This is a genomic window from Streptococcus sp. oral taxon 056 str. F0418 (genome assembly GCF_000220065.1).
In the GTDB taxonomy this organism is placed as follows: Bacteria; Bacillota; Bacilli; order Lactobacillales; family Streptococcaceae; genus Streptococcus.
In genome coordinates this window covers 655,481-680,082 of sequence record NZ_AFQU01000001.1, presented here as the reverse complement: position 1 = coordinate 680,082, position 24,602 = coordinate 655,481, and the positions used below count along the sequence as shown (strand labels likewise).

The window sequence follows — 24,602 nt, the reverse complement described above, 5'->3', positions numbered from 1 at the left end:
GAGGCTGAAAATATTTATTTTCGGTCTCTTTTTTGGTATAATCAAAGAGGAAAAATCTAGTCTAGAAAGAGGATAGTGCATGTTTCAAAAAGAAGAACGAGCAGGCTTGATTGTCTATCTGTACTATAATCGTGATATAAAAAAAGTAGCTGATTTTGGGGATATAGTCTATCATTCTAAAAAAAGACGTTACTTGCAACTCTACGTCCCCAAAGTACAGGCAGAAGAGCTACAAAAGGCTTTATCTCAAGAAAAATGCGTCAAAAAAGTGAGACCGTGTCATATTCAAGAGTTAGATACAAACTTTGTTGGAAGCCTGCATCGAAACTATGAAAACGTAATCATTTAAAAAAGTTTTGTTTTTATATTGACAATTTTCTGACAATTCGGTATATTCTTACTATATCTATTTTAACTACACATTAAGGAGACTATTTTGATGAAGAAAAAATTTGCATTAACTTTTGTCAGTCTTGCTAGTGTCGCTTTGTTAGCAGCATGTGGTGAGGTTTCTACAACAGGTAACTCTGGTTCAAGCTCAGCAAACGCTGGTACAGAGGTCGGTAAGACCCTGAAAGTAGGATTTAACTTTGAAGAAACAGGTGATGTTGCTTCTTACGGTACTGCAGAGCAAAAAGGTGCTCAATTAGCTGTTGATGAAATCAATAAAGCCGGTGGTGTTGATGGAAAGCAAATCGAAGTAACAGATAAAGATAATAAATCTGAGTTGAGTGAAGCAGCGACAGTTTCTACAAACTTGGTAACACAAGCTAAAGTAAATGCTATCGTTGGACCTGCGACTTCTGGTGGTACTGGTGCGGCAGTTACAAATGCAGCTAAAGCTTCTGTACCATTGGTTACACCAAGTGGAACTCAAGATGACTTAACAAAAGGTCAAGAATACTTGTTCCGTGCTACTTTTATTGATAGCTTCCAAGGAAAAATCCTTAGCAAATATGTAACAGATAACTTGAAAGCTAAGAAAGTCGTTCTTTACTACGATAACTCAAGCGATTACGCTAAAGGAATGGCCAAAGCGTTTCAAGAAGCCTATAAAGGTGAAATTGTTGCAACTGAAACATTTGCCTCAAAAGATACAGACTTCCAAGCAGCTTTAACTAAGTTTAAAGATAAAGATTTTGATGCTCTTGTAGTTCCAGGTTACTATACTGAAGCTGGTAAAATTGTAAACCAAGCTCGTGGTATGGGAATTGATAAACCAATCGTTGGTGGTGATGGATTCAATAGTGAAGAGTTTATCGCACAAGCAACACCAGCAGCTGCGACAAATGTTTACTATGTATCTGGCTACTCTACTAGCGGAGACATGACAGAAAAAGCTAAGAAATTCTTGGATGCCTATAAAGCTAAATACAATGAAGAACCATCAATGTTCTCTGCCCTTGCTTATGACTCAGTTTACATGGTAGCAGAGGCAGCGAAAGGTGCTAAAACATCTGTCGATATCAAGGATAACCTTGCTAAGTTGAAAGACTTTGAAGGTGTGACTGGTTCTATCACAATGGATAAAGATCATAATCCAGTTAAATCAGCTTTGATGCTTGGCTTGAAAGATGGTAAAGTGGTAACTGTTGAGACAGTTAAGCCATAACAGTCATTTAGCTGAATAGCTAAAATCGGACAAAGGATGGGAAGGAATTGTATCTATATCATGGTACAATTCCTTTCTACGGGTGAGGCGATAAATTCAATGGTAAGCATTGAATTTGTCTCTTGCCCGATTTTATTATATTAGAAAGTGTGGTGTGCTATGCTCCAACAGCTTGTCAATGGTCTAATTCTAGGAAGTGTCTATGCTTTATTAGCCCTAGGTTACACCATGGTGTATGGTATTATTAAACTCATCAATTTCGCTCATGGTGATATTTATATGATGGGTGCATTTATGGGATATTTTCTCATTAACTCGTTGAAATTGAATTTCTTCTTAGCACTAATCGTAGCTATGATTGGAACTGCTATTTTGGGAGTTGCTATTGAATTTCTGGCTTATCGCCCATTGCGTCATTCGACTCGTATTGCAGCCTTAATAACAGCAATCGGGGTTTCCTTTCTTTTAGAAAATCTCATGGTCTATTTTGTAGGTGCTAATACCTTGCCTTTTCCTCAAGTCGTTCAAACAGTTCGCTTTAACCTAGGTCCAATTACAGTATCTAATATCCAGTTGATGATTCTAGGGATTTCTATTTTTTTGATGTTGGCTTTACAGTTTATAGTACAAAAAACGAAGATGGGGAAAGCCATGCGTGCAGTATCAGTAGATAGCGATGCCGCTCAGCTAATGGGAATCAACGTAAATAGAACAATTAGCTTTACTTTTGCACTTGGTTCAGCTCTTGCAGGAGCAGCGGGTGTACTTATCGCTCTTTACTATAACTCACTGGAACCTTTAATGGGAGTAACTCCAGGACTTAAATCTTTTGTTGCCGCTGTTTTAGGTGGAATTGGGATTATTCCAGGTGCAGCCTTAGGTGGTTTTGTTATTGGTCTTTTAGAAACATTTGCGACGGCCTTTGGTGTATCTGACTTCCGAGATGCGATTGTGTATGGTATTTTAATTATTATCTTATTAATTCGTCCTGCAGGTATCTTAGGGAAAAATGTGAAAGAGAAGGTGTAAGATATGAAGCAAAATTTGAAAGTAAATATTCTCTGGCTTGCTTTGATTCTTGCGGGCTACCTCTTAATTACGATTTTAGCTGGTGGAGGAATTTTAAATGCCTTTCACTTACAAGTATTGGAAGAAATAGGCATTAATATTATTCTGGCGGTAGGTCTTAACCTGATTGTTGGATTTTCGGGACAATTTTCACTAGGGCATGCTGGATTCATGGCGATTGGAGCATATGCAGTTGCTATTATTGGTACAAAATCTCCGACTTATCCAGCTTTCTTTGGTGCTATGTTACTAGGAGCTTTGCTGGCAGGACTTGTGGCCTTAGGAGTTGGAATTCCAACACTTCGCCTGAAAGGGGACTATCTAGCAATTGCAACTCTTGGTGTTTCTGAGATCATTCGGATTTTGATTGTCAATGGAGGCGAAATGACTAATGGAGCTGCAGGAATCCTGAGCATTCCAGGTTTCACCAGCTGGCAAATGGTTTATGCTTTTGTAGTGATTACGACTCTGTTTACCTTAAACTTCTTACGTAGTCCACTGGGACGCAACACTTTGTCTGTTCGTGAAGATGAAATTGCAGCGGAATCTGTCGGGGTAAATACAACCAAAGCAAAAGTTATCGCCTTTGTATTTGGAGCAGTGACTGCGGCTATTGCAGGGGCTTTGAAGGCTGGTTTCATTGGTGCCGTTGTACCTAAAGATTATTCTTTTACAAATACGATTAATATCCTAATTATTGTTGTATTTGGAGGATTAGGCTCGATGACAGGAGCTGTTTTAGCAGCTATTTTCTTAGGACTGCTGAATATGCTTTTACAAGAGTTTTCAAGCGTTCGGATGATTATCTATTCACTTGCTTTGATTCTAGTAATGATTTTCCGCCCAGGTGGATTGCTCGGTACTTGGGAATTGCAACTTTCACGCTTTTTCAAAAAAATAAGAAGGAGATCAATGAATAATGGCACTTCTTGATGTAAAAAATTTAACAAAACATTTCGGTGGTTTAACTGCTGTTGGAGATGTCACACTTGAGTTAAACGAAGGCGAGTTGGTCGGTCTTATTGGTCCTAATGGAGCTGGTAAAACAACTCTATTCAATCTTTTAACAGGGGTGTATGAGCCAAGTGAAGGGACAGTAACTCTAGACGGGCATTTATTGAATGGTAAAGCACCATATAAAATTGCTTCTCTGGGGCTTGGAAGGACGTTTCAAAATATTCGCCTTTTCAAAGATCTCACTGTTTTAGATAACGTGTTGATCGCTTTTGGAAATCACCACAAACCACATGCTTTGGCCTCATTTTTCCGATTGCCAGTTTTCTACAAAACAGAAGAAGATCTCAAAAATAAGGCTTTAGACTTACTGAAAATTTTTGATTTGGATAAAGAAGCAGAAACACTTGCTAAGAATTTAGCTTACGGCCAACAACGTCGTTTAGAAATTGTCCGTGCCCTAGCAACAGAACCGAAAATTCTCTTTTTGGATGAGCCAGCAGCAGGAATGAATCCACAGGAAACTGCAGAATTGACGGCATTGATCCGCCGTATCAAAAATGAATTTAACATTACCATTATGTTGATTGAGCATGATATGAGTCTTGTCATGGAAGTAACCGAACGGATTTATGTATTGGAATACGGTCGTTTGATTGCACATGGTACGCCAGACGAGATTAAGACAAATGAACGTGTTATTGAAGCATATCTAGGAGGTGAAGCCTGATGTCTATGTTGAAAGTTGAGAATTTATCTGTCCATTATGGCATGATTCAGGCTGTCCGAGATGTCAGTTTTGAAGTAAATGAAGGAGAAGTTGTTTCTCTGATTGGGGCCAACGGTGCTGGTAAAACGACTATTTTACGCACCATTTCTGGATTGGTTCGCCCGAGTGCCGGTAAAATTGAGTTTTTAGGTAATGAAATTCAAAAAATACCTGCACAAAAGATTGTGGCTGCGGGACTTTCACAAGTTCCAGAAGGCCGTCATGTTTTTCCAGGTTTAACAGTTATGGAAAATTTGGAAATGGGTGCATTTCTGAAAACAAATCGTGAAGAAAATCAAGCGAACTTAAAAAAAGTCTTTGCTCGCTTTCCTCGTTTAGAAGAACGTAAAAATCAAGACGCAGCAACTCTTTCAGGAGGTGAGCAGCAGATGCTAGCTATGGGGCGTGCTTTGATGTCTACACCTAAATTGCTACTTTTAGATGAGCCATCTATGGGGTTGGCACCTATCTTTATTCAGGAAATCTTTGATATTATTCAAGATATCCAAAAGCAAGGCACGACGGTTCTTTTGATCGAACAAAATGCAAACAAAGCGCTTTCGATAGCCAATCGTGGTTATGTCTTGGAGACTGGAAATGTTGTACTTTCAGGAACAGGACAAGAACTCCTTGCTTCAGACGAAGTTCGTAAAGCATATCTGGGTGGCTAAAAAAGTTTAGTGAATATTAAGTCGACGATAAAAATAGATAAGCTTATTTACTGGTGACAATGTCTAGAGTTCTTTTTTAGATTAAAGATAAAAGACTTGATAGCTGATATACTGCTGGTAAACATTCAAGATATCTTGACTTTATGAATAGAAACTCGCATGATGCGAGTTTTCTTTGCAATCATTTGTGTAATGCTAAGTCCTATACTGTTGAAAATGATAGTGAGATTTTGAAAGCGTTTGAAATCCTTTGTAAGATACAGTATAATAATAGAAAGAATATAAGAGAAAAGAAGGGGTACTTTTATGGCTGTAAAAGATTTTATGACACGCAAAGTTGTTTATATCAGTCCTGATACAACGATTGCTCATGCTGCTGATATGATGCGTGAACAGACACTTCATCGGTTGCCTGTGATTGAAAATGATAAATTAGTAGGGCTAGTGACAGAAGGGACGATTGCAGAGGCGAGTCCCTCAAAGGCTACAAGTTTATCAATTTATGAAATGAACTACCTTCTCAATAAAACTAAGGTCAAAGATGTCATGATTCATGATGTGATTACAGTTTCTAGATATGCAAGTCTAGAAGATGCGACTTATTTGATGTTAAAAAATAAGGTGGGAATTTTACCTGTAGTGGATAATGAACAAGTTTATGGAGTAATCACTGATCGGGATATTTTTAAAGCTTTCTTAGAGGTATCTGGGTATGGCGAAGAGGGTGTTCGGATGCGCTTTGTTACAGAAAATGAAGTAGGTGTTTTAGAGCACATTATCCGACTTTTGGTGGAAGAAAATCTCAATATTTCTAACACTGTTAATATCCCTCGCAAGGATGGTAAGGTCGTGATTGAAGTTCAGATTGATGGAAAGGTCAATTTGGATCTATTAAAAGAGAAGTTTGAAAATCATAACATTCAGGTAGATAGTATTATGCATACAGAAGCTAAGGCTTTGTAAAAATGAAACCGGACTGAGAATTTGTCTCAGTCCGGTTTTTATCGTTTTATGAACGTCTTAAAATCTTTTTAATGAGTTGGATAGCCTTGTACTTTATAGGATTTGGATAGTAGCGGAAGGTTCCCGTTTTGCGTACGATATAGCCATTGAAGTTTTGCTTAAAGCGTAAAACGCTATCTGAACCGTCAAATACTCCCATAATGCCCAGGAAGTTATAAAGTGGAATCTTACGTCTAATTGCTTCTCTCATGCCATATTCTTGTAGTAAAGCAGGGGCGTAAAATTTGTTAAATTCAGGATAAGATCCACTAAAGAGGTAAGTGACTTCCTGTCTTGTATATACAAAGAGGCTGACAGCTAGAACTTGATCTTGGTCACCATACTTTTGGATAAAGCCATGTGCTTCCGAAATCCGTGTATTAAAAGTATCGATTTGATGATTCAATTCTTTTGTTTGTCTGTGGAATTTTGCTGAATCGGGATTGTTTGAATAACGATCAGTTAATACGGTAAGTTGTTGCTCTAATTTTGCTTTATCTCTTTCTAGATTATGTAAATAGTCTTTGAAATTTAAGGTTGCAGCCATGAACTCAGCTTTATCACCAAAGGCGTCATAGAAGTCTTGGTAGTAGTCTAAAGGTTTGTCGGTATATTCGCGACGATCTGACGTAGCAGCAGTAGCTTCTTTGAAGATATGGAGCTCATCACGGTTAAGTTTTTTGAGCTTTATTCCGAAAGTATTGGCCTTTTTTACAGTTGCTTTACCATTTTTAGTAAAAGTGTCAAGTAATTCTTCTTGAGATATTTCTGACATTTCTTTTACATAATGCCAGTCTGGTTCCCCACCTGGGTAGCCTGTTTGTAGACCATCAAATTTATAGTCTAGTGTCGTCAAGGCGATGATGTACTCCTCTTGAGGATCAATTAATTGATATCCATCGTTGTCCAGCTGATGATAGTCATCGTAGGGCTTTATGATGAGTTCTAAAGCACCTTTTCTTTTAGAATGGTACCGTAAATTATTATAAAATGGACGGAGGTAACGGGTATCTGAACTAACTGGTCCGGAATTAATCTCCATATGCAGACCACCCGTCATCGGCTTGCTATATAAGATTGCAGCATTGGTCAAGCGGTTTTCTCCGTTTCTTAGACCAACGAATTCTACTGTATAGCCTCTTTTTTTAAGAAGTTCAGCCATTTCTGGCGTTTGCATAAATGAGCGCTGCGCACAATTATAGACATATTCACTGTATTCTTCTAAACTAAGAATTTCAACTCCCATAGTCGTCCTTCCTTTCATTCTTTAATGTTTGTTTCGTAATTTCTTTCTAATGCTGTAAGCTAGGTTAAAAAGATGGTACAAGGGATTTGTTGGAAGATCAAACTCTCCAACAAATTCTTCGATTGTTGGGTTGAATTTGGACTTAAAATGGTAAAGTCCACCATTGAGGTCATTTTCGATTCCGCCCATATTTTGCCAATCCGCTCCACGTTTAAAAGCATGAATTGCGGTTTCGTACCAAGTAATAATGGCTGGTTGGTAGCGACGATATTCCTCATCCATCCCTGCATAGATATTTTCAGAAGTCTTACCGTATTCCAAAGTAAGTGTACCAGATAAGGGAACGATAGAGGCGCCTTGATTGATTTTACTTTGAAGGAAATATATCTCTTCTTGAAGACGTTTTTGTTCTTGTTGATTATTTTCTATCTTACTGGGTTTGGTTTTTTCCGTAAACTTCTCGCTCTCTTTAAGTGTTTTAGATAGTTGACTCTGCAAATCTTCCAAACGCGTTTTTAGATCAATGCTTGAGAGAGTGATATACGAGTGTTCAGGGTAAGTTGTTAGTAGCTTTTGATAGTAGTCTTGTCCTCTTAGGTGGATATTTTTCCTGTTTTCTGTTTTCTTCATTAAAGCAGAAAATTGATCCAGTAATTCTTCTCCACCAAATTGAATCTGTATTCCTTTGTTGCGAGCTGTACGGATAGCTTGGCGGGTACTTTTGGACAAGAGTTCTTCACTGAAGTCTTCTTTATAAATATTTGCTTGCCAGCGAGGTTGGATATTTTCTGATATAAATTGAGTCCGTCCTGTCCAGACTGCGCCAGCTTTTTGAAGATTTTCAATAGCTAGCAGTGTTGCTGTTATTTCCTCAACCTCTTGTCCAACTTTATACTGTTTGAGAAGGAGTTTAGGATCAAACTTAATAAATAAAGCTCTTTTCTTTCTTGCAAATTCTTTTAAAGAGCGTAAAACGAAGGATAACAATTCCGGATTTTGGTAGTCCATGATAGGTCCACGTGGGATGTAGAACATGGTAAATCCTAGTGGCAACGGTTTAATTAAAATACTGGCACTAGCCACCAATTTGTCGTTATAATAAAATCCGAGTCGTTCGTTGTCCCAGTTGTTTTTTATTTGAGCCCAGGCAGAACTTTGTAGAAGATTCACTTGGACGTGATTTTTTACGAAGTCATCGTGTTCTTTAGCTGAAATTCCAGCTTTATAGGTAAACATTATTTTAAGACCCACTCTCTAATGGCGTATGCAACGCCAGATTCGTCATTTGATTTTGTAATATATCTGGCAATTTTTTTGATACTTGGGTTGCCATTTGCCATAGCAACGGGATGATCAACGGCTTCTAACATTGCTCGATCATTTTCTTCGTCGCCAATGGCCATAATCTGATCTTTTGAAAAGCCAAGTTTACTTGCAAGGTGTAAAACAGCTGTACCTTTGCTGACAGTTTTTTTCATGATTTCCAAATAGAAAGGAGCTGACTTGACCAGTGTATATTTTTTTGATAATTCTGGCGGTAATTTGGTAATGGCGGTGTCTAAAATCTCAGGTTCGTCAATAAACATGCATTTGACAATTTCTTTATTGAGCATTTCCTCGGGTGTACGATAGAAGACAGGCATATTGACTAAGCTTGATTCATAGATAGTGTATTTGCCTATGTTGCGATTTGCCGTGTAGATTCCATCCTTTGTGATGGCATGCATATGAACACCTAGTTTACGGCTCAACAGTTCAATGTCTAGATAATCGTCATAAGCTAGAATTTCTTTGATTAGTTCTTGGCCTGTAGAGGTCTCTTGTACAAGTCCACCATTAAAAGTAATGACATAATTATCAGGCTGATTGAGATTGAGCTCTTTTAATAACTTTTGAACACCAGCAATTGGTCTCCCGGTTGCAATGATAATTTTTACGCCAGCTGCTTTGGCATCTTGAATAGCTGAGAATACCTCGGGTGTGATTTCTCTTTTGCTGTTTAATAAAGTACCATCAATATCGATGGCAACTAGTTGAATAGACATCTTATTCTCCATAAATGAAGGAATCATTTTTTATATAGCTAAGAAAGGCTTGGCTGTTTTCATTGAATAATCCAGCATTTGCTAGCATTTCTTTAGGGAAATAAAAACGATTATCCCCTTGGCGGGTTCCGGTTAAGGATTGAACAATAGGGGAAAGAGTTGATAATTCTGCCAAACTGTTATCTTTTTGAATGATTTCAATCTGAGTGCGTGGCTTCTCCACATCGGGACGATAGAAATCATAAGGCAAGTCAAAATTACGATGGATAGCTGTGTAATATTCGGGGTCAAAACCAACTTGTCTCACTAGCTGACGTAGTACATCAAGGTGCTTCTCATTTTCTTCTGAGAAAATCATGGATTTAAAAACTTTTCGATTGATAAAACGTTGGGCAAGATCTGATAATATGGTATCAGGACTCGTCATCCAACTTTGAAAATAAGTGTTCATAACACCATCATCAAGCGCCAAGTAGTCTTTGAGGTTGACTTTTTTTTCAAAGAAGGGTACGAGGTTAGGAGAAGTTAAGTAGAAGAAGTCTTTGTGTTCCTCATACAGAAACTTTGCCCGCTTAAGTAGGTTTTGGAGTAAGACTTCCATAGCTCGACTAGCAGGATGGAAATAAACCTGCATATACATTTGATAACGGCTGACGACATAATCTTCTACGGCATGCATACCATTTCGCTTAAAAGCAATGCCATTTTCAACTGGACAAATCACACGTAAAATTCTAGTTAAATCAAATTGACCATAAGAAGCGCCAGTATAAAAAGAATCGCGTAAGAGGTAATCCATACGGTCGACATCGATTTGGCTGGAAATTAGTTGAACCACTTGCTTATTTGGATAGGTGTGGTTAATAACACTAGCGACTTTATCAGGGAAATCGGGAGATACTTGCGTCAAGATGCGGTTAATCTCTGTTTCTGGGTTAGTAATGATTTGGCGTGTTATTTCCTCGTGGTCCGTGCCAAATAATCGCTCAAAGCTGTGGGAATAAGCTCCGTGTCCTACATCGTGTAAAAGAGCCGTTACCATGACTAGGAGCGACTCATGGTTGTCCCAAGTTTGAAAGTATTTCTCGTCAAATATTTTGGTGATGCGTCGAGCAATTTCATATGCTCCAAGGCAATGTGAAAAACGGCTATGCTCACCACCATGGAAAGTGTAACCAGATGTTCCCAGTTGCTTGATGCGGCGTAGTCGTTGAAATTCTTTAGTATTAATTAGGTCGTAAATAACTTGGTGGTCCACATGGATATAGGTGTGAACTGGATCACGAAATACTTTTTCAATCATGTTTCTATTATACCATAAATGATAAAACAAGGAATAGAAGAAAAATCCGCTAAAATTTGTTAGAATAGGGGAGAACAAAAAGTAAATAGAGAGTTAGATAGATGAAAATAAGAATGAAAAACCAGATTCAGTTAGATGGTCAGATAGAGCTGATTGATCAAGTATATAAAGCAGAGTTGATACAAAAAGGAGGCTATCATTATCTTCAGTTTGTAAATGAAGAAGAGGAGAGAGTCATCCTTAAGTTTCATGATGTTGAATTGAACATGACGCGTTTTTCTACCCCTAAGACTGCTATGCGTTTTGTCAAGGATGGAAAAGCTCTTGTTGGCATTCCAACACCAATGGGCGTGCAAACTTTTGTCACGGAAACCCATTTTTATCAAGTGGATTGGGCAAACCAAGTGCTGAATATACATTATGAACTAAAGTCACAAGATGAAGAACGCTTGTTTGCTAGTTATCAAATGACAATTTCTTGGTTTTGAACAGGAATGAACATTTTTAGTGACGAAATAGAGGAATTTCTTGCGCAAAATGAGAAATTTTGATAGAATGTTAAGCAACTCAAGGGAGTAGCTAACGGAATAACCGTTACAAGGTCGTCAATACGAAAGCAATTTCCGGCCTTGTATGAAATAGCGAGACTTGTTTAAAAAAACAGGTCTCTTTTTCTTTGTTTAAAGAGACCCTGACAAAAAAGGAGGAGACAGTTTGTCTAAAGAACAGAAACGTCAAGCATTCTATATTCAAGATCAAGATTTGGTCTTAAGAGAGATGGAAACGTCAAAAGAAGGATTGACTAGTAGTGAAGCAGCAAAACGCCTTGCTGAATATGGACGAAATGAATTGGAAGAGGGAGAAAAGAAATCTCTCCTCGTGAAATTTATTGAGCAATTCAAGGATTTGATGATTATTATTTTGCTGGTTGCAGCCATTCTTTCAGTTGTCACTTCTGGTGGAGAAGATATTGCGGATGCTATTATCATCTTAGCTGTTGTTATTATTAACGCTGCCTTTGGTGTCTACCAAGAAGGTAAGGCTGAGGAGGCTATTGAGGCGCTCAAATCTATGTCTAGTCCAGCAGCGCGTGTTCTACGTGATGGACATGTAGCCGAAGTGGATTCAAAAGAACTTGTTCCAGGTGATATTGTCATTTTAGAGGCTGGAGATGTTGTGCCTGCGGATTTACGTCTCTTTGAAGCAAATTCTCTTAAAATCGAGGAAGCTGCACTGACAGGTGAATCCGTTCCTGTTGAAAAAGACTTGTCTGTAGAACTTGCTGAAGATGCTGGTATCGGTGATCGTGTTAATATGGCCTTCCAAAACTCTAACGTCACTTATGGACGCGGGATTGGTGTGGTTGTAAATACTGGTATGTATACGGAAGTAGGGCATATTGCTGGTATGTTACAAAATGCTGATGAGACTGATACCCCACTTAAACAAAATTTAAATAACCTTTCTAAAGTTTTGACTTACGCTATCTTGGTGATTGCAGCAGTTACTTTTGTTGTCGGTGTTTTCATTCAAGGAAAAGATCCGCTGGGTGAGTTGATGACGTCTGTTGCGCTTGCTGTTGCGGCTATTCCAGAAGGTCTGCCTGCTATCGTAACGATCGTTCTTGCCCTTGGTACTCAAGTTTTGGCCAAACGAAACTCTATCGTTCGTAAATTGCCAGCAGTAGAAACACTTGGTTCAACAGAAATCATCGCTTCTGATAAGACTGGTACGCTTACGATGAATAAGATGACAGTCGAAAAAGTCTTTTATGATGGGGTTTTACATGACTCAGCTGATGAGATTGAACTGGGCTTGGATATGCCTCTTCTTCGTTCAGTTGTCTTGGCTAACGATACAAAGATTGACCAAGAAGGGAAGCTGATTGGTGACCCGACAGAAACAGCTTTTATCCAATACGCTTTGGACAAAGGGTATGATGTGAAGGCATTTTTAGAGAAATATCCTCGTGTAGCTGAGCTTCCATTTGATTCAGATCGTAAGCTTATGTCTACTGTTCATCCACTTGCAGATGGTCGTTATCTTGTAGCAGTTAAGGGAGCTCCTGACCAACTCTTGAAACGCTGTGTTGCCCGTGATAAGGCCGGAGATGTTGCAGCGATTGATGACGCTACTTCACAGCTGATTAAGTCTAACAACTCTGACATGGCTCACCAAGCTCTGCGTGTCCTTGCAGGTGCCTACAAGATTATTGATAGCATTCCAGAAAACCTCACTTCGGAGGAACTTGAAAACAACTTGATCTTCACTGGTTTGATTGGAATGATCGACCCTGAACGTGCCGAAGCAGCAGAAGCTGTTCGAGTAGCCAAGGAAGCTGGCATTCGCCCAATTATGATCACTGGTGACCACCAAGATACAGCTGAAGCGATTGCCAAACGTTTGGGGATTATCGACAAAAATGACTCTGAAGACCATGTCTTGACAGGTGCTGAGCTCAACGAACTTTCAGATGAAGAATTTGAAAAAGTAGTTGGTCAATACTCTGTTTATGCACGTGTTTCTCCAGAACACAAGGTTCGTATCGTGAAAGCGTGGCAAAACCAAGGTAAGGTTGTAGCTATGACTGGTGATGGTGTCAATGATGCACCAGCTCTGAAGACAGCGGATATCGGTATCGGTATGGGGATTACAGGTACAGAAGTATCTAAGGGTGCCTCTGACATGATCCTGGCGGATGATAACTTTGCGACTATTATTGTTGCTGTTGAAGAAGGGCGCAAGGTTTTCTCAAACATTCAAAAGACCATCCAATACCTTCTTTCTGCCAATACTGCTGAAGTTTTGACTATTTTCCTAGCTACTTTGTTTGGATGGGATGTGTTACAGCCAGTTCACTTGCTTTGGATTAACTTGGTAACGGATACCTTCCCAGCCATCGCTCTTGGTGTTGAGCCAGCTGAGCCTGGTGTCATGACTCATAAACCACGTGGACGCAAGTCAAGCTTCTTCTCAGGTGGTGTCTTGAGTTCTATCATTTATCAAGGTGTCTTACAAGGTGTATTGGTTCTGTCTGTTTATGGTTATGCTATTGCAAATCCAGTTCATGCGGGAGATCATACAGCTATTCACGCAGATGCTCTTACTATGGCCTTTGCAACTCTGGGATTGATCCAGCTCTTCCATGCTTATAATGTGAAGTCAGTATACCAATCTATTTTGACAGTTGGTCCATTCAAATCTAAAACTTTTAACTGGTCAATCTTGGTATCCTTCATTTTACTAGCGGCAACGATTGTAATTGATCCGTTAGAAAGTATTTTCCACGTAACCAAACTCGACTTATCTCAGTGGGCGGTTGTATTGCTAGGAAGCTTTTCTATGATTCTTATTGTTGAGATTGTGAAATGGGTACAACGTAAACTGGGATTAGATAAGAACGCTATTTAAGTAAATGATAGATTGTAGTGAAGGTTGAGACTTGCAGTTTGGTAAGACAACACGTTTATTCAAAAATTACTTTACTTATCATTAGAATGAATTCGTTTGTTCTGGTCAATCAATACTACTTTTAAAATTTTTATAGAATCTTAAGAGACTGAATTTTTATTGTTTCAGTCTCTTTTTCTGAGTTGAAAAAAAGTGTTAAATCCGCTATAATAGATGGGTTAAGCAGACCTATGTAGGTATCCAATAAAATTAGGAATGAGCCGAAATAAAATAAAAAATAGAAAGATAAATCAATGACTTTACAAGAAGAAATTAAAAAACGTCGTACTTTTGCCATTATCTCCCACCCGGATGCGGGAAAGACGACTATCACAGAGCAGTTGCTCTATTTTGGTGGCGAGATTCGTGAGGCTGGGACAGTTAAGGGGAAAAAGACAGGTAACTTTGCCAAGTCAGACTGGATGGACATTGAGAAGCAGCGGGGGATTTCTGTGACTTCCTCTGTCATGCAGTTTGACTACGATGGCAAGCGGGTCAATATCTTGGATACACCAGGGCACGAGGACTTCTCAGAGGATACTTATCGGACCTTGATGGCGGTGGATGCGGCGGTTATGGTTGTTGACTCCGCTAAGGGTATTGAGGCCCAAACTAAAAAATTATTTGAGGTTGTCAAGCATCGTGGTATACCCGTCTTTACTTTCATGAACAAGCTGGATCGTGATGGTCGTGAGCCACTAGATCTCTTGCAAGAATTGGAAGAAGTCTTAGGCATTGCTAGTTATCCGATGAATTGGCCGATTGGAATGGGGAAGAGCTTCGAAGGTTTGTATGATCTCTACAATGAGCGTCTAGAGCTCTATAAGGGTGACGAGCGATTTGCGACATTAGCAGAAGGAGACAAACTCTTTGCTTCCAATCCTTTCTATGAGCAAGTCAAAGAAGACATTGTGCTTTTGAGCGAAGCTGGAAATGAGTTCTCAGAAGAAGCGATTTTGGAAGGTAAGCTGACACCTGTTTTCTTTGGCTCAGCCCTGACCAATTTTGGTGTCCAGACTTTCCTTGAGACTTTCTTGAAATTTGCTCCAGAACCGCATGGCCACAAGAAAACAGATGGCGAAGTGATCGAGCCACTTAATCCAGACTTTTCAGGCTTTGTCTTTAAAATTCAGGCCAATATGGACCCGCGCCACCGCGACCGTATCGCCTTTGTTCGTATCGTTTCAGGCGAGTTTGAGCGAGGTATGAGTGTCAATCTGCCACGCACTGGCAAGTCTGCTAAGCTGTCCAATGTCACCCAATTTATGGCAGAAAGTAGAGAAAATGTGACTAATGCTGTAGCCGGTGATATTATCGGTGTTTATGATACAGGGACTTATCAGGTTGGCGATACCTTGACAGTAGGTAAGAATAAGTTTGAGTTTGAGCCACTTCCAACCTTTACTCCAGAAATCTTTATGAAGGTTTCTGCTAAGAATGTCATGAAGCAAAAATCCTTCCATAAGGGGATTGAGCAGTTGGTACAAGAGGGGGCAGTCCAACTCTATACGAATTACCAGACGGGCGAGTACATGCTAGGTGCTGTTGGTCAGCTCCAATTTGAAGTTTTCAAACACCGTATGGAAAATGAATACAACGCAGAAGTAGTTATGAATCCTATGGGTAAAAAGACTGTTCGCTGGATTTCGCCAGAGGATCTAGATGAGCGTATGTCTTCTAGCCGGAATATTTTAGCCAAAGATCGCTTTGATCAACCTGTTTTCCTCTTTGAAAACGACTTTGCCCTGCGTTGGTTTGCAGATAAATATCCGGATGTCAAATTGGAAGAGAAGATGTAACGTACTAAGATTGCTTGGCTACATAGTTGCCTAAGCAATCTACGCCATGTCCTATGGGACCATGGCTAAGTACCTTACTAACTGTGTTTGGCAAATAAAATCGATTTGCCAAACTCCGTGTCGTAACGCATTATTTGCCTGATTTAGGCTGATTCATTGACTGAATCTGAATCAAAAGTTGCTAATCAGTTGATGGCAATCGCTATGGTAATTGTCTAACTATCTGACTAATTTTGTCGAGTAATATGCTATTCCTATTGATATATTGTAGCAGATACAATGGGAGGCGATTTCCTATATTGGACGCTAGACGCAATTGTACGGACTGGCTAATTGCTTTACTAACCTATCGGCGAAAAAGAATCGTTTCCGCCTTTTCGTATCGTAGTGAACTAGATTGTGATGATTGTGTAACCATTTAAAATGATTAACACCAAATTCTGCTGGACTCTGACTAGACGCTTCACTAATCAATTTTTTAGGGTAGTTTTAATTCGTAATAATTTATATCGTGATAGATAAGATGGACAAACTAGTCGCTTTATCAATCGTACTGAGCAAGGAAGTTGTTTTGACCGGTTTGGTGTTTTGACATAGCATATTTGAATGCAAGAACAGTTTAGAGAGTTAGGCACTGGTTCTTAGAAAATCATTCTAGATGTTAAGAAAGGGGCTTCATGTTTTTAGAGAGAAAACTAAAAGATCAATCTGTCTGGATCAATATTGATTCAGATGATGTCAAAAAGAATGCGCAGATTTATCAGGATTATGAGATTGATCCTGAGACAATCGAGTATGCGCTGGATAAGAACGAGCGAGCCCACATGGATTATAATCGAGAGAACGGCACTGTCGTTTTCATCTATAATGTTCTCAATCTGGAAACAGATAAGGATTACTATGAGACCATTCCCATGACCTTTGTTGTACAGCAGGGACGGCTTATCACTATCAGTAATCAGGACAATGCTTATGTGGTTGATATGATGAGAAAGTATACGGAAAAACATGAGCCCGTGTCAGTCTATAAGTTTTTATTTGCCAGTTTGGAGTTGGTTTCCAATTCGTATTATCCCATCATTGAACGCATGGATAAACGAAAAGATGAAATTAACCGTCTTCTGCGCCAAACAACCACTAAAAGGTACTTATTCGATCTTTCGGATTTAGAAACATCGATGGTCTATTTACTTGCTGCGGCTAAGCAGAATCGTATGCTTCTTGAACACATTAAAAGCCATGCTATTTATCGACAGCTTGATGAAGTTGAAATGGAGCAGTTTGAGGATGCCATGATTGAGGCCCGCCAGTTGGTTTCCATGACAGATTTAATTGCTCAAGTTCTTGGGCAACTTTCTGCATCTTACAATAATATCTTGAACAATAATCTGAATAATAATCTCAGCAATCTGACTATCATCGAAGTGCTACTTGGAGTCTTAGCTGTTATTACGGGCTTTTTCGGTATGAATGTCCCATTGCCTTGGATTAATGAAAAAAATGCTTGGTTGTTTATCTGTGTAATCAGTTTATTTTTGTGGATTATTTTAGCCAGAATACTCCGTTGGATTGTCCATAAACGATAAAAAAAGTGAGGAAGGACTTGTCTGTTTAGACAGTGCCTTCCCCATTTTTTTGTCTTTTTTGATATTCCAGCTTCCAGCCGATACACCATAGAAGGACAAGAAGATAATTTTCTACCCAACCTAACAGATTGGCTTGGTTAGTTTTTTCAAGATAGCCTAGTAGATGGTTTGTACCAAAACCAAGTCCTCCTAGTATCAGTGCCAGCAGAGTCATCTGCAGGTAAAACCAGTCATACTTGAGGTTGACTGCTAATAGCAAGGGCAAAATGGCTAGATTCCAAAAGCCGATTTCCCGTTGCCAATGAATCGATAGACCATAGGCTGATTTCTCGCCTAAAAGGTGAGGTAGAAAAATTTGGATGATTGCAGCACCCAGCATAGCAAGAATGACCAAAATAAATATAGCACGCAAAAATTTATTCATATTTCGCCTCCTTTTCTTATCAATTATAACTCTTTTGAAAGTGATTTTCAATTTTTCATTTTTTTCAAAACGAGTATTAAAGAGAAAAGATTTTATATTCAAGTTCTATCTTTTTATATACTTTTGTGATATACTAGATAAGTTGCAGTTCTGTTTGAGGAGTAATATGCTATTCCTATTGAGATATTGCAGCAGATACAATGGGAGGCGATTCCCTATGCTGATAACTATTTTAAAAGTTATCCTAAGTTTGATGAGGCGGCTTCGCACTGCCTTTAGAAAGAAGAAGAACATTGAAATTTAATGAATTACATTTATCTGCGGAATTATTAGCAGAGATTGAAAAAGCTGGTTTTGAAGAGGCTAGCCCTATTCAAGAGCAGACGATTCCACTTGCACTAGCTGGCAAAGACGTGATTGGTCAGGCTCAGACAGGGACAGGTAAGACCGCTGCTTTTGGTTTTCCAACTTTGGAAAAGATTGACACAACAAATCCAACTGTGCAAGCTCTGATTATTGCACCGACTCGTGAATTGGCCGTTCAATGCCAGGAAGAGCTCTTCCGTTTTGGTCGTAGCAAGGGCGTTAAAGTGCGCTCTGTTTATGGTGGCTCTAGTATTGAAAAACAAATTAAAGCCCTTAAATCGGGAGCACATATTGTTGTGGGAACGCCTGGTCGTCTTTTGGACTTGATCAAGCGCAAAGCCCTCAAACTCAATCATGTGGAAACTTTAATTTTGGATGAAGCGGATGAAATGCTCAATATGGGCTTTTTGGAAGACATTGAGTCTATTATTTCACGTGTGCCAGAAGAGCGTCAAACCCTGCTTTTTTCAGCGACTATGCCGGATGCTATCAAGCGTATTGGTGTCCAGTTCATGAAGGAGCCTGAGCATGTCAAGATTGCAGCTAAAGAGTTGACGACGGAACTGGTAGATCAGTATTATATCCGTGTCAAGGAAAATGAAAAATTTGATACCATGACTCGCCTTATGGATGTTGATCAACCAGACTTATCGATTGTTTTTGGACGGACCAAACGTCGGGTTGATGAGTTGACACGTGGTTTGAAAATCCGTGGTTTCCGAGCAGAAGGGATTCATGGAGATTTGGATCAAGGCAAGCGCCTCCGTGTCCTTCGAGACTTTAAAAATGGCAATTTAGATGTCTTGGTGGCGACAGATGTGGCTGCGCGTGGACTAGATATTTCCGGTGTGACTCATGTCTATAACTATGATATTCCACAGGATCCAGAAAGCTATGTTCACCGGATTGGTCGAACTGGTCGTGCTGGTAAGTCAGGTCAGTCTATCACTTTCGTAGCGCCCAATGAAATGGGCTATCTGCAGATTATCGAAAATCTGACCAAGAAGCGCATGAAGGGGCTTAAGCCAGCAACTGCGGAAGAAGCTTTCCAAGCTAAGAAAAAAGTTGCTCTCAAGAAGATTGAACGCGATTTCGCTGATGAAAGCATCCGTTCAAACTTTGAGAAATTTGGCAAGGATGCCCGCAAGCTAGCAGCAGAATTCAGTCCAGAAGAGCTAGCTATGTATATCCTTAGCTTGACGGTGCAGGGTCCAGATGCCCTTCCTGAAGTAGAAATTGCTCGTGAAAAACCATTACCTTTCAAACCATCTGGCGGTGGCTTTGGTGGCAAAGGTAAGGGTGGTCGTAGCGGAAACGGCAATCGAAAAGATCGAGGCGGACGTCGAGACCAATTAAAAAAAGGTGGAAAAGACGGACGTTTTGATAAAGAAAAGCGTTACCGCAAGGACCACAAGAAACCCCGCAATACTTCTAGTGAAAAGAAAACTGGATTTGTCATTCGAAATAAAGGCGATAAATAGAAATAAAAGGGAGGCTGGGACAAAAGTCCTAGCCTCTCAATTGTCTTTGGATTGTCGAGCAAGACGCAGTGGTTGAGTGGGCTCTACTACGCTGATTTCATCAGCTTTTACAGCCCTACTCAACTGTGCGGAGGTGGGACGACGAAATCGAATTCTAACGAATTACCGATTTCTGTCCCACTCTCTTTTTTATTATCGAAATGTTCATTTTTTATATGACGGACATTTTTTCGTGGAAATGCTTTGCATTTATAACAAAGAAAGACATTTTTATACAAAACAGGTAAAAATCATATTTTAATCTGTACTTTTATAAAAAGTGTAGTATAATAAGCGTAGAAGAACCTATAAATCTTTAGTTTTAGAAAAATGTAATAATGGCAATATCAGATATGATGGATAAAGATGAGAGGTAAGTGGCCCTTTCTCATTGAAGGATTAACGAAAGGAGAAGGAAAATGAAAGAGGGAAGACACAGACTAATTCTGCAGGAATTAGATCGTGCTGGCCTAGTATCCGTAAGGAAGCTAAAAGAACTCCTAGATGTGACAGATATGACCATTCGGAGAGATTTAATTGATCTTGAGAAGCAGGGATTTCTGATCCGTGTGCATGGTGGAGCTCATAAAAAGGTGCGAGATGGACTTATTGAGGTTTCTCATGCTGAAAAAGTGATGTTGAATACAGAAGAAAAGCAGATGATTGCTCGTAAATGTGCTGATCTTATTTCTGATGGGGATACTATTTTCATTGGCTCAGGTACGACAACAGCTCTTATAGGTGACTATTTAGAAGATAAAAAAGTCAATATCGTAACAAATTCTCTGCCTATTTTTGAAAAGTTAAAGGATAATCCAAATTTTGATCTCCTCTTGGTTGGTGGACGTTATCGTTTAAAGACTCAGACCTTTGTGGGACAGTTCGCTATAAATTTATTGCGAGAAATAAAAGTTTCCAAGGTTTTTATAGGTGCTAATGGCATTGATGGGCATAATGTAACGACGGCCAATGAAGAAGAGGGAAATGCTGATGCGATTATTTTGAATAATGCCATTGAGAAATATATTGTCGCAGATAACAGCAAGTTTGACAGTTATTCTTTTTATACATTCTATCGCTTGGATGATGTAGATGGTATTGTGACGGATGATCGGATTTCACAAAGGATGAGAGATAAGTACCGGTCATATACCAAGGTTTTATAGTGTTATAATGAGAAAAAGAATTTGAGTAGGTTTCCTGCTCAATCTCAGAACGCAGACAAACACCAGAAATGATGTTTGTTTTTTTGAAAAAAATTCATGAATCGTCTGATATTCCATCCCAAAATCTGATTTAGAGAAAAGTAAAAAGAGATATTAGCGTATCCATGTCACCAATTTTGGGGTATTTAAGCATAACAAAATAAACCCAATCCTATTCTCCATCATGGATTTTCCTTTCTATCTTGTGTATCTAAAGTTATGACACTCCTGAGCAAGCCCAAAAAGTCACTCACTTACTTTTTATAGAGCTTCTTCATCCCTCTTTGATATTAAATCTCTTCACAAAATTCAAAGACACACTTACATAAACATCTCAACACTACTCTTTGAGAATTTTAGCTTTGGATACAAACGATATTAGAGGTCAGGTGACGCATGCTTTTAGAATACTCTTACAGTTTCGGGTTGTGATGTGATAACTCAACATTTGGTTCTCTTGTCAGAGGTAACAGTCATGGAGGTTATCATAAACAAAATCACTGGAGCTTAGGTTCCCTTTTACTATATTGGGACAAGTATAAGGGGAAACAGGACGTTTCGTTTAAGTAAATAATAGATAATAGATGAGGACTTATAACCTGATACCTTAATAATATAGTATGGAAAAAAGGTTCTAATTTTGAAAAAGAGCAGGAAAGACCTGGTTATCACGATTCAAGTGTATATACTAAGATCCAATCCTGCTTATCATAAACTACTTGGGCAGAATAGGCAAATATTGCTTTGTGGAATCTTTCGCTCTCGGGATCTGTAGTTGCGATTTTCCTTGACCTCGCTTTCTTTTGTGAATTTTAAGGACTTTTTCATGATTTCTCCTATATAGATTAATCTCAATTTCCAATTTCACTCATCAATTAGTTCGTTAGCTAACTATGTCCTTATGATAATTAAGGTGATAATTAAGGCCATTAATCGCCGACTTATAGGGGAGTCATCCACTAGTATTTCAGAAGAAACCATTAAACCAGCAAATAAAACTCGATTAAGCATCCTTGAAAAAATTTCAGAAATCAATTCTTCGTCTTGAAAGCGAGAACAGTAAGTTTTTTTCATATGTGGTAAAATGGGAGACATTGTCATCCAAGGTTAGATTATGAAGCAAACAATAAGCTACTTTTACCTCAATTTCTTTAATGGTTTGGTTATATAGAGTGAAGGTTATCAAAGCATTGAAACAAAGGAATTTTGACTAATAGAACTGGATCTAGGATAGAACGACCATTATCAGGGGTATAGGTTTCTTCAATTGATTTGTAGATAGAGTCAATTGAAGAATCTACTTGTCAAAGAAGGAGATCTTTTTTTGACCCATTTGTCTATCGTATAGAAGTTATGTTGGTAGCAATTATAAGAGGTTTGTTTGTGAAACATAGATAACACCTCACAACTGTTCTTATCTCTATTACACGACTTTATATAAAGAAAAGTTTATAGAAATTTGTGTAATAGGGACTTTGACTTTAGTCTGATTTGAACAGTTTTTTGCTCAAATTTCTTTTTTGATATAAGTTAGTCTTTCGGATTTATTTTTCTTTTAAAAGATACCTCTGTCTTTAAGCGTAAAGGTTCTGTTTGAAAATGTTTCATAGAGTTTGAAGGCCTATAGACGGAACTTGAACTCATTTTCAGTTCAGTATTGGTCAATGCTAGACAAAAAATCTTTAATGATGGAGACTAGAGCTTGTGGTTCTTGAGCGGGACAGATATAATCTGTTTTATTAGGTTGATGAACTACTGTATCAAAAGAGAAAATTCTTTTTTGAGTAGAAACGGCCCGACTGATAATTTGTTCAACTTCCGATGAATGATTAATATCTAAATAAAAATCGGATCTTTTCAAAAGATCATCAATAAAAGCCGGATTCGTAGCATGAGTATAGAGCACAAAATTAGGAAATCTTGAGAAGTCTTTTAAATAAGCAGAAGCATCTGTCGGAGCAGCAACATGGAAATCAACTTCAGGCAATGCTTGAAGCAAGATTCCTAGATTTTCTAAATGATCTGAGAAAGTATAGGTAAAAGCATGGTATTTGGCTTGTTGTCGATTTTTAATAGTCAAGCCCTCTTTATGCGTAACAATAGAATTTGCAGGTATATCTTGGTAAATAAGACAATTGGCGCCGATAATGACATTGTCGCCAATGCTCACTCCTTTAAGAATCACAGAGTTAGCCCCAATCCAACAGTGCTTCCCAATATTGATTGGTTCAGAAGAAAAAGTGAGGGGTTCGATATGATAGTTAGAATATTCATGATTAAAATCGAATAATTTAACCCCATCACCAAACATGGTGAAATCTCCAATAGTAATTTCTTTGGAACAACGGATGCTGCAAAAGTTATTAAAAAAAACTCGATTACCAATTATTAAGTTAGCATTTGGCATAGCTTCGATTGAAGAAAAAGGTCGGATTGTAAAAGATTCGCCTATCTTTACAGTAGCGTTCGGTGCGATAGATATGATATATTGAGGATCGTTAAATGGGAGTGTAATATTTTCAGTCATTTTTTACCTTTCTTTATATAAGCCAGCTTTTCCTGCCTACTTTTCTTTTTAAACAAAGCTTCTGCTGACATAGCTGCAGATTTATTTGGAAATTTTTCGTAATAAAGTAGTGTTACGGGAAGTCTTACACGTGTGTATTTGGCACCTTTGCCAGAGTTATGCACCGTAAGTCGCTTTTGGATATTTGTGGTGTAGCCGGTATAAAGTGTTCCATCACTGCATTTTAATACATACATATAGGCTTTAGTTTCCATGGTAAATCTCGTAAATTTCAGGAGTATAACTGCCATCCTCTTCATGAATAATTAACGGTGGCAATATTTTTAAACCATCACGAGAGCCGTCTTTGATGGCCTCAATCAGGAGCATATTGGCTTCTTTTCCAATTTTTGGATAGACGAATTGGATGCGCTTAGGTGCTAGATGGTGAGCTTTCATTATATCTAAAATGTCTAAAAAGCGGTCAGGTCTATGCACCATTGCAATACGGCCATTCGACTTAAGAGTACGTTGAGCAACGGAACAGATTTCTTCAAGGTTGGTTGATATTTCATGGCGGGCCAGAAGATAGTGTTCACTCTCATTTAGATTGGAATGCTTGTCAACTTTGAAATAAGGCGGATTACAAAAAATCATATCGACCTTATTTCCTTGGATATATTGAGGGAGATTTTTGAGATCGTCGTGGATGACCTGCATTTGTTGGCTGAGCTGATTGAATTGAATAGAGCGTTCTGCCATGTCAGCTAGCCGTTCTTGGATTTCAACTGCTATGATTGATGCTTGAGTATAAGAGCTAGCAAATAAACCGACAGCGCCATTTCCAGCGCATAGGTCTACAATCAATCCACGTTTGGGTAATTTAGGGAAGCGAGAGAGTAGGACGCTATCGATAGAATAGCTAAAGACTTCTCGATTTTGAATGATTTTGACATCTGTAGAAAAGAGCTGATCAAGCCGTTCCCCATCTTTTAATACTGCATTTTTCATACTTTTATTATAGCACGTTTAGGGTAGTGAATCCATACAGAAGAAAAAAGTTTTAAAACTCTTTC

Annotated in this window: 21 protein-coding genes and 1 pseudogene; 13 read left to right on the top strand and 9 right to left on the bottom strand. The window is 38.7% G+C overall.

Features of this window, described 5'->3' with window-relative positions; all coding sequences use genetic code 11:
* The first annotated feature begins 79 nt into the window (after positions 1-79).
* From HMPREF9182_RS03365 to HMPREF9182_RS03335, 7 genes are all read left to right on the top strand, one after another.
* Positions 80-349 (top strand): YlbG family protein, encoded by a 270-nt coding sequence (locus HMPREF9182_RS03365; RefSeq protein WP_009754587.1) that lies wholly within the window; start codon positions 80-82, stop codon positions 347-349.
* Between the two features lie 90 nt (positions 350-439).
* Positions 440-1,612 carry an ABC transporter substrate-binding protein gene (locus HMPREF9182_RS03360; protein WP_009754311.1) on the top strand — a complete coding sequence of 391 codons (1,173 nt, stop codon included), beginning with the start codon at positions 440-442 and terminating at the stop codon, positions 1,610-1,612.
* A 159-nt stretch (positions 1,613-1,771) separates the two neighbouring features.
* Positions 1,772-2,641, top strand: a complete 870-nt coding sequence (locus HMPREF9182_RS03355; protein ID WP_009755130.1) for a branched-chain amino acid ABC transporter permease — start codon at positions 1,772-1,774, stop codon at positions 2,639-2,641.
* A gap of 3 nt (positions 2,642-2,644) precedes the next feature.
* A complete protein-coding gene (locus HMPREF9182_RS03350; protein ID WP_009754607.1) occupies positions 2,645-3,613 on the top strand; it encodes a branched-chain amino acid ABC transporter permease in 969 nt (322 codons plus the stop codon).
* Complete coding sequence (locus HMPREF9182_RS03345; protein ID WP_009443199.1) at positions 3,600-4,364, top strand: ABC transporter ATP-binding protein; 765 nt, start codon at positions 3,600-3,602, stop codon at positions 4,362-4,364. Before HMPREF9182_RS03350 ends, HMPREF9182_RS03345 begins: the two co-directional genes overlap by 14 nt.
* Positions 4,364-5,074 carry an ABC transporter ATP-binding protein gene (locus HMPREF9182_RS03340; protein WP_009443345.1) on the top strand — a complete coding sequence of 237 codons (711 nt, stop codon included), beginning with the start codon at positions 4,364-4,366 and terminating at the stop codon, positions 5,072-5,074. Before HMPREF9182_RS03345 ends, HMPREF9182_RS03340 begins: the two co-directional genes overlap by 1 nt.
* 306 nt (positions 5,075-5,380) lie before the next feature.
* Complete coding sequence (locus HMPREF9182_RS03335; RefSeq protein ID WP_009754565.1) at positions 5,381-6,037, top strand: CBS domain-containing protein; 657 nt, start codon at positions 5,381-5,383, stop codon at positions 6,035-6,037.
* 46 nt (positions 6,038-6,083) lie between these two features.
* Here the strand turns inward: HMPREF9182_RS03335 and HMPREF9182_RS03330 are convergent, their stop codons facing one another.
* Genes HMPREF9182_RS03330 through HMPREF9182_RS03315 form a run of 4 tightly spaced genes read right to left on the bottom strand, consistent with a single transcriptional unit; the run spans position 6,084 to position 10,670 of the window.
* The gene (locus tag HMPREF9182_RS03330) at positions 6,084-7,322 is read right to left on the bottom strand and encodes an aminoacyltransferase (protein ID WP_009443667.1); all 1,239 of its coding nucleotides are present in this window, start codon (positions 7,320-7,322) and stop codon (positions 6,084-6,086) included.
* 21 nt (positions 7,323-7,343) lie between these two features.
* Positions 7,344-8,558 (bottom strand): aminoacyltransferase, encoded by a 1,215-nt coding sequence (locus tag HMPREF9182_RS03325; protein WP_009754701.1) that lies wholly within the window; start codon positions 8,556-8,558, stop codon positions 7,344-7,346.
* A complete protein-coding gene (yidA, locus tag HMPREF9182_RS03320; RefSeq protein ID WP_009443909.1) occupies positions 8,558-9,367 on the bottom strand; it encodes a sugar-phosphatase in 810 nt (269 codons plus the stop codon). Before yidA ends, HMPREF9182_RS03325 begins: the two co-directional genes overlap by 1 nt.
* A gap of 1 nt (position 9,368) precedes the next feature.
* Entirely contained in the window at positions 9,369-10,670 is a 1,302-nt protein-coding gene (locus HMPREF9182_RS03315; RefSeq protein WP_009443277.1) for an HD domain-containing protein, read from the bottom strand.
* Between the two features lie 101 nt (positions 10,671-10,771).
* On the opposite strand from HMPREF9182_RS03315, the gene HMPREF9182_RS03310 reads away from it, so the two are divergent.
* The 4 genes from HMPREF9182_RS03310 to HMPREF9182_RS03295 all read left to right on the top strand — a co-directional run bounded on the left by HMPREF9182_RS03310 (position 10,772) and on the right by HMPREF9182_RS03295 (position 17,505).
* A complete protein-coding gene (locus tag HMPREF9182_RS03310) occupies positions 10,772-11,158 on the top strand; it encodes a DUF1934 domain-containing protein (protein ID WP_009754344.1) in 387 nt (128 codons plus the stop codon).
* Between the two features lie 226 nt (positions 11,159-11,384).
* Positions 11,385-14,081, top strand: a complete 2,697-nt coding sequence (locus HMPREF9182_RS03305) for a cation-translocating P-type ATPase (RefSeq protein WP_009443528.1) — start codon at positions 11,385-11,387, stop codon at positions 14,079-14,081.
* A 293-nt stretch (positions 14,082-14,374) separates the two neighbouring features.
* On the top strand, positions 14,375-15,919 hold the full coding sequence (locus HMPREF9182_RS03300) for a peptide chain release factor 3 (protein WP_009754626.1): 1,545 nt from the start codon (positions 14,375-14,377) through the stop codon (positions 15,917-15,919).
* A gap of 677 nt (positions 15,920-16,596) precedes the next feature.
* Positions 16,597-17,505: a magnesium transporter CorA family protein gene (locus tag HMPREF9182_RS03295; protein ID WP_009443136.1), complete on the top strand. Its 909-nt coding sequence runs from the start codon at positions 16,597-16,599 to the stop codon at positions 17,503-17,505.
* Between the two features lie 25 nt (positions 17,506-17,530).
* Here the strand turns inward: HMPREF9182_RS03295 and HMPREF9182_RS03290 are convergent, their stop codons facing one another.
* Complete coding sequence (locus HMPREF9182_RS03290) at positions 17,531-17,929, bottom strand: hypothetical protein (protein ID WP_009754973.1); 399 nt, start codon at positions 17,927-17,929, stop codon at positions 17,531-17,533.
* A gap of 293 nt (positions 17,930-18,222) precedes the next feature.
* On the opposite strand from HMPREF9182_RS03290, the gene HMPREF9182_RS03285 reads away from it, so the two are divergent.
* Both HMPREF9182_RS03285 and HMPREF9182_RS03280 read left to right on the top strand, forming a co-directional pair.
* Positions 18,223-19,776, top strand: a complete 1,554-nt coding sequence (locus HMPREF9182_RS03285) for a DEAD/DEAH box helicase (RefSeq protein ID WP_009443980.1) — start codon at positions 18,223-18,225, stop codon at positions 19,774-19,776.
* Between the two features lie 458 nt (positions 19,777-20,234).
* Entirely contained in the window at positions 20,235-20,981 is a 747-nt protein-coding gene (locus HMPREF9182_RS03280; RefSeq protein ID WP_009754796.1) for a DeoR/GlpR family DNA-binding transcription regulator, read from the top strand.
* Between the two features lie 168 nt (positions 20,982-21,149).
* Here HMPREF9182_RS03280 and HMPREF9182_RS11120 read toward each other — a convergent pair.
* The 4 genes and pseudogenes from HMPREF9182_RS11120 to HMPREF9182_RS03265 form a co-directional block, all read right to left on the bottom strand.
* Positions 21,150-22,412 (bottom strand): annotated as a pseudogene (locus HMPREF9182_RS11120) (transposase); the annotation flags it as partial.
* 259 nt (positions 22,413-22,671) lie between these two features.
* The gene (locus tag HMPREF9182_RS03275) at positions 22,672-23,547 is read right to left on the bottom strand and encodes an acyltransferase (protein WP_009443735.1); all 876 of its coding nucleotides are present in this window, start codon (positions 23,545-23,547) and stop codon (positions 22,672-22,674) included.
* Positions 23,544-23,801 carry a GIY-YIG nuclease family protein gene (locus tag HMPREF9182_RS03270; RefSeq protein ID WP_009754629.1) on the bottom strand — a complete coding sequence of 86 codons (258 nt, stop codon included), beginning with the start codon at positions 23,799-23,801 and terminating at the stop codon, positions 23,544-23,546. Before HMPREF9182_RS03270 ends, HMPREF9182_RS03275 begins: the two co-directional genes overlap by 4 nt.
* Positions 23,791-24,537 carry a tRNA1(Val) (adenine(37)-N6)-methyltransferase gene (locus HMPREF9182_RS03265; RefSeq protein ID WP_009443164.1) on the bottom strand — a complete coding sequence of 249 codons (747 nt, stop codon included), beginning with the start codon at positions 24,535-24,537 and terminating at the stop codon, positions 23,791-23,793. The genes HMPREF9182_RS03270 and HMPREF9182_RS03265 overlap by 11 nt, the downstream gene beginning before the upstream one ends.
* Positions 24,538-24,602 lie beyond the last annotated feature (65 nt).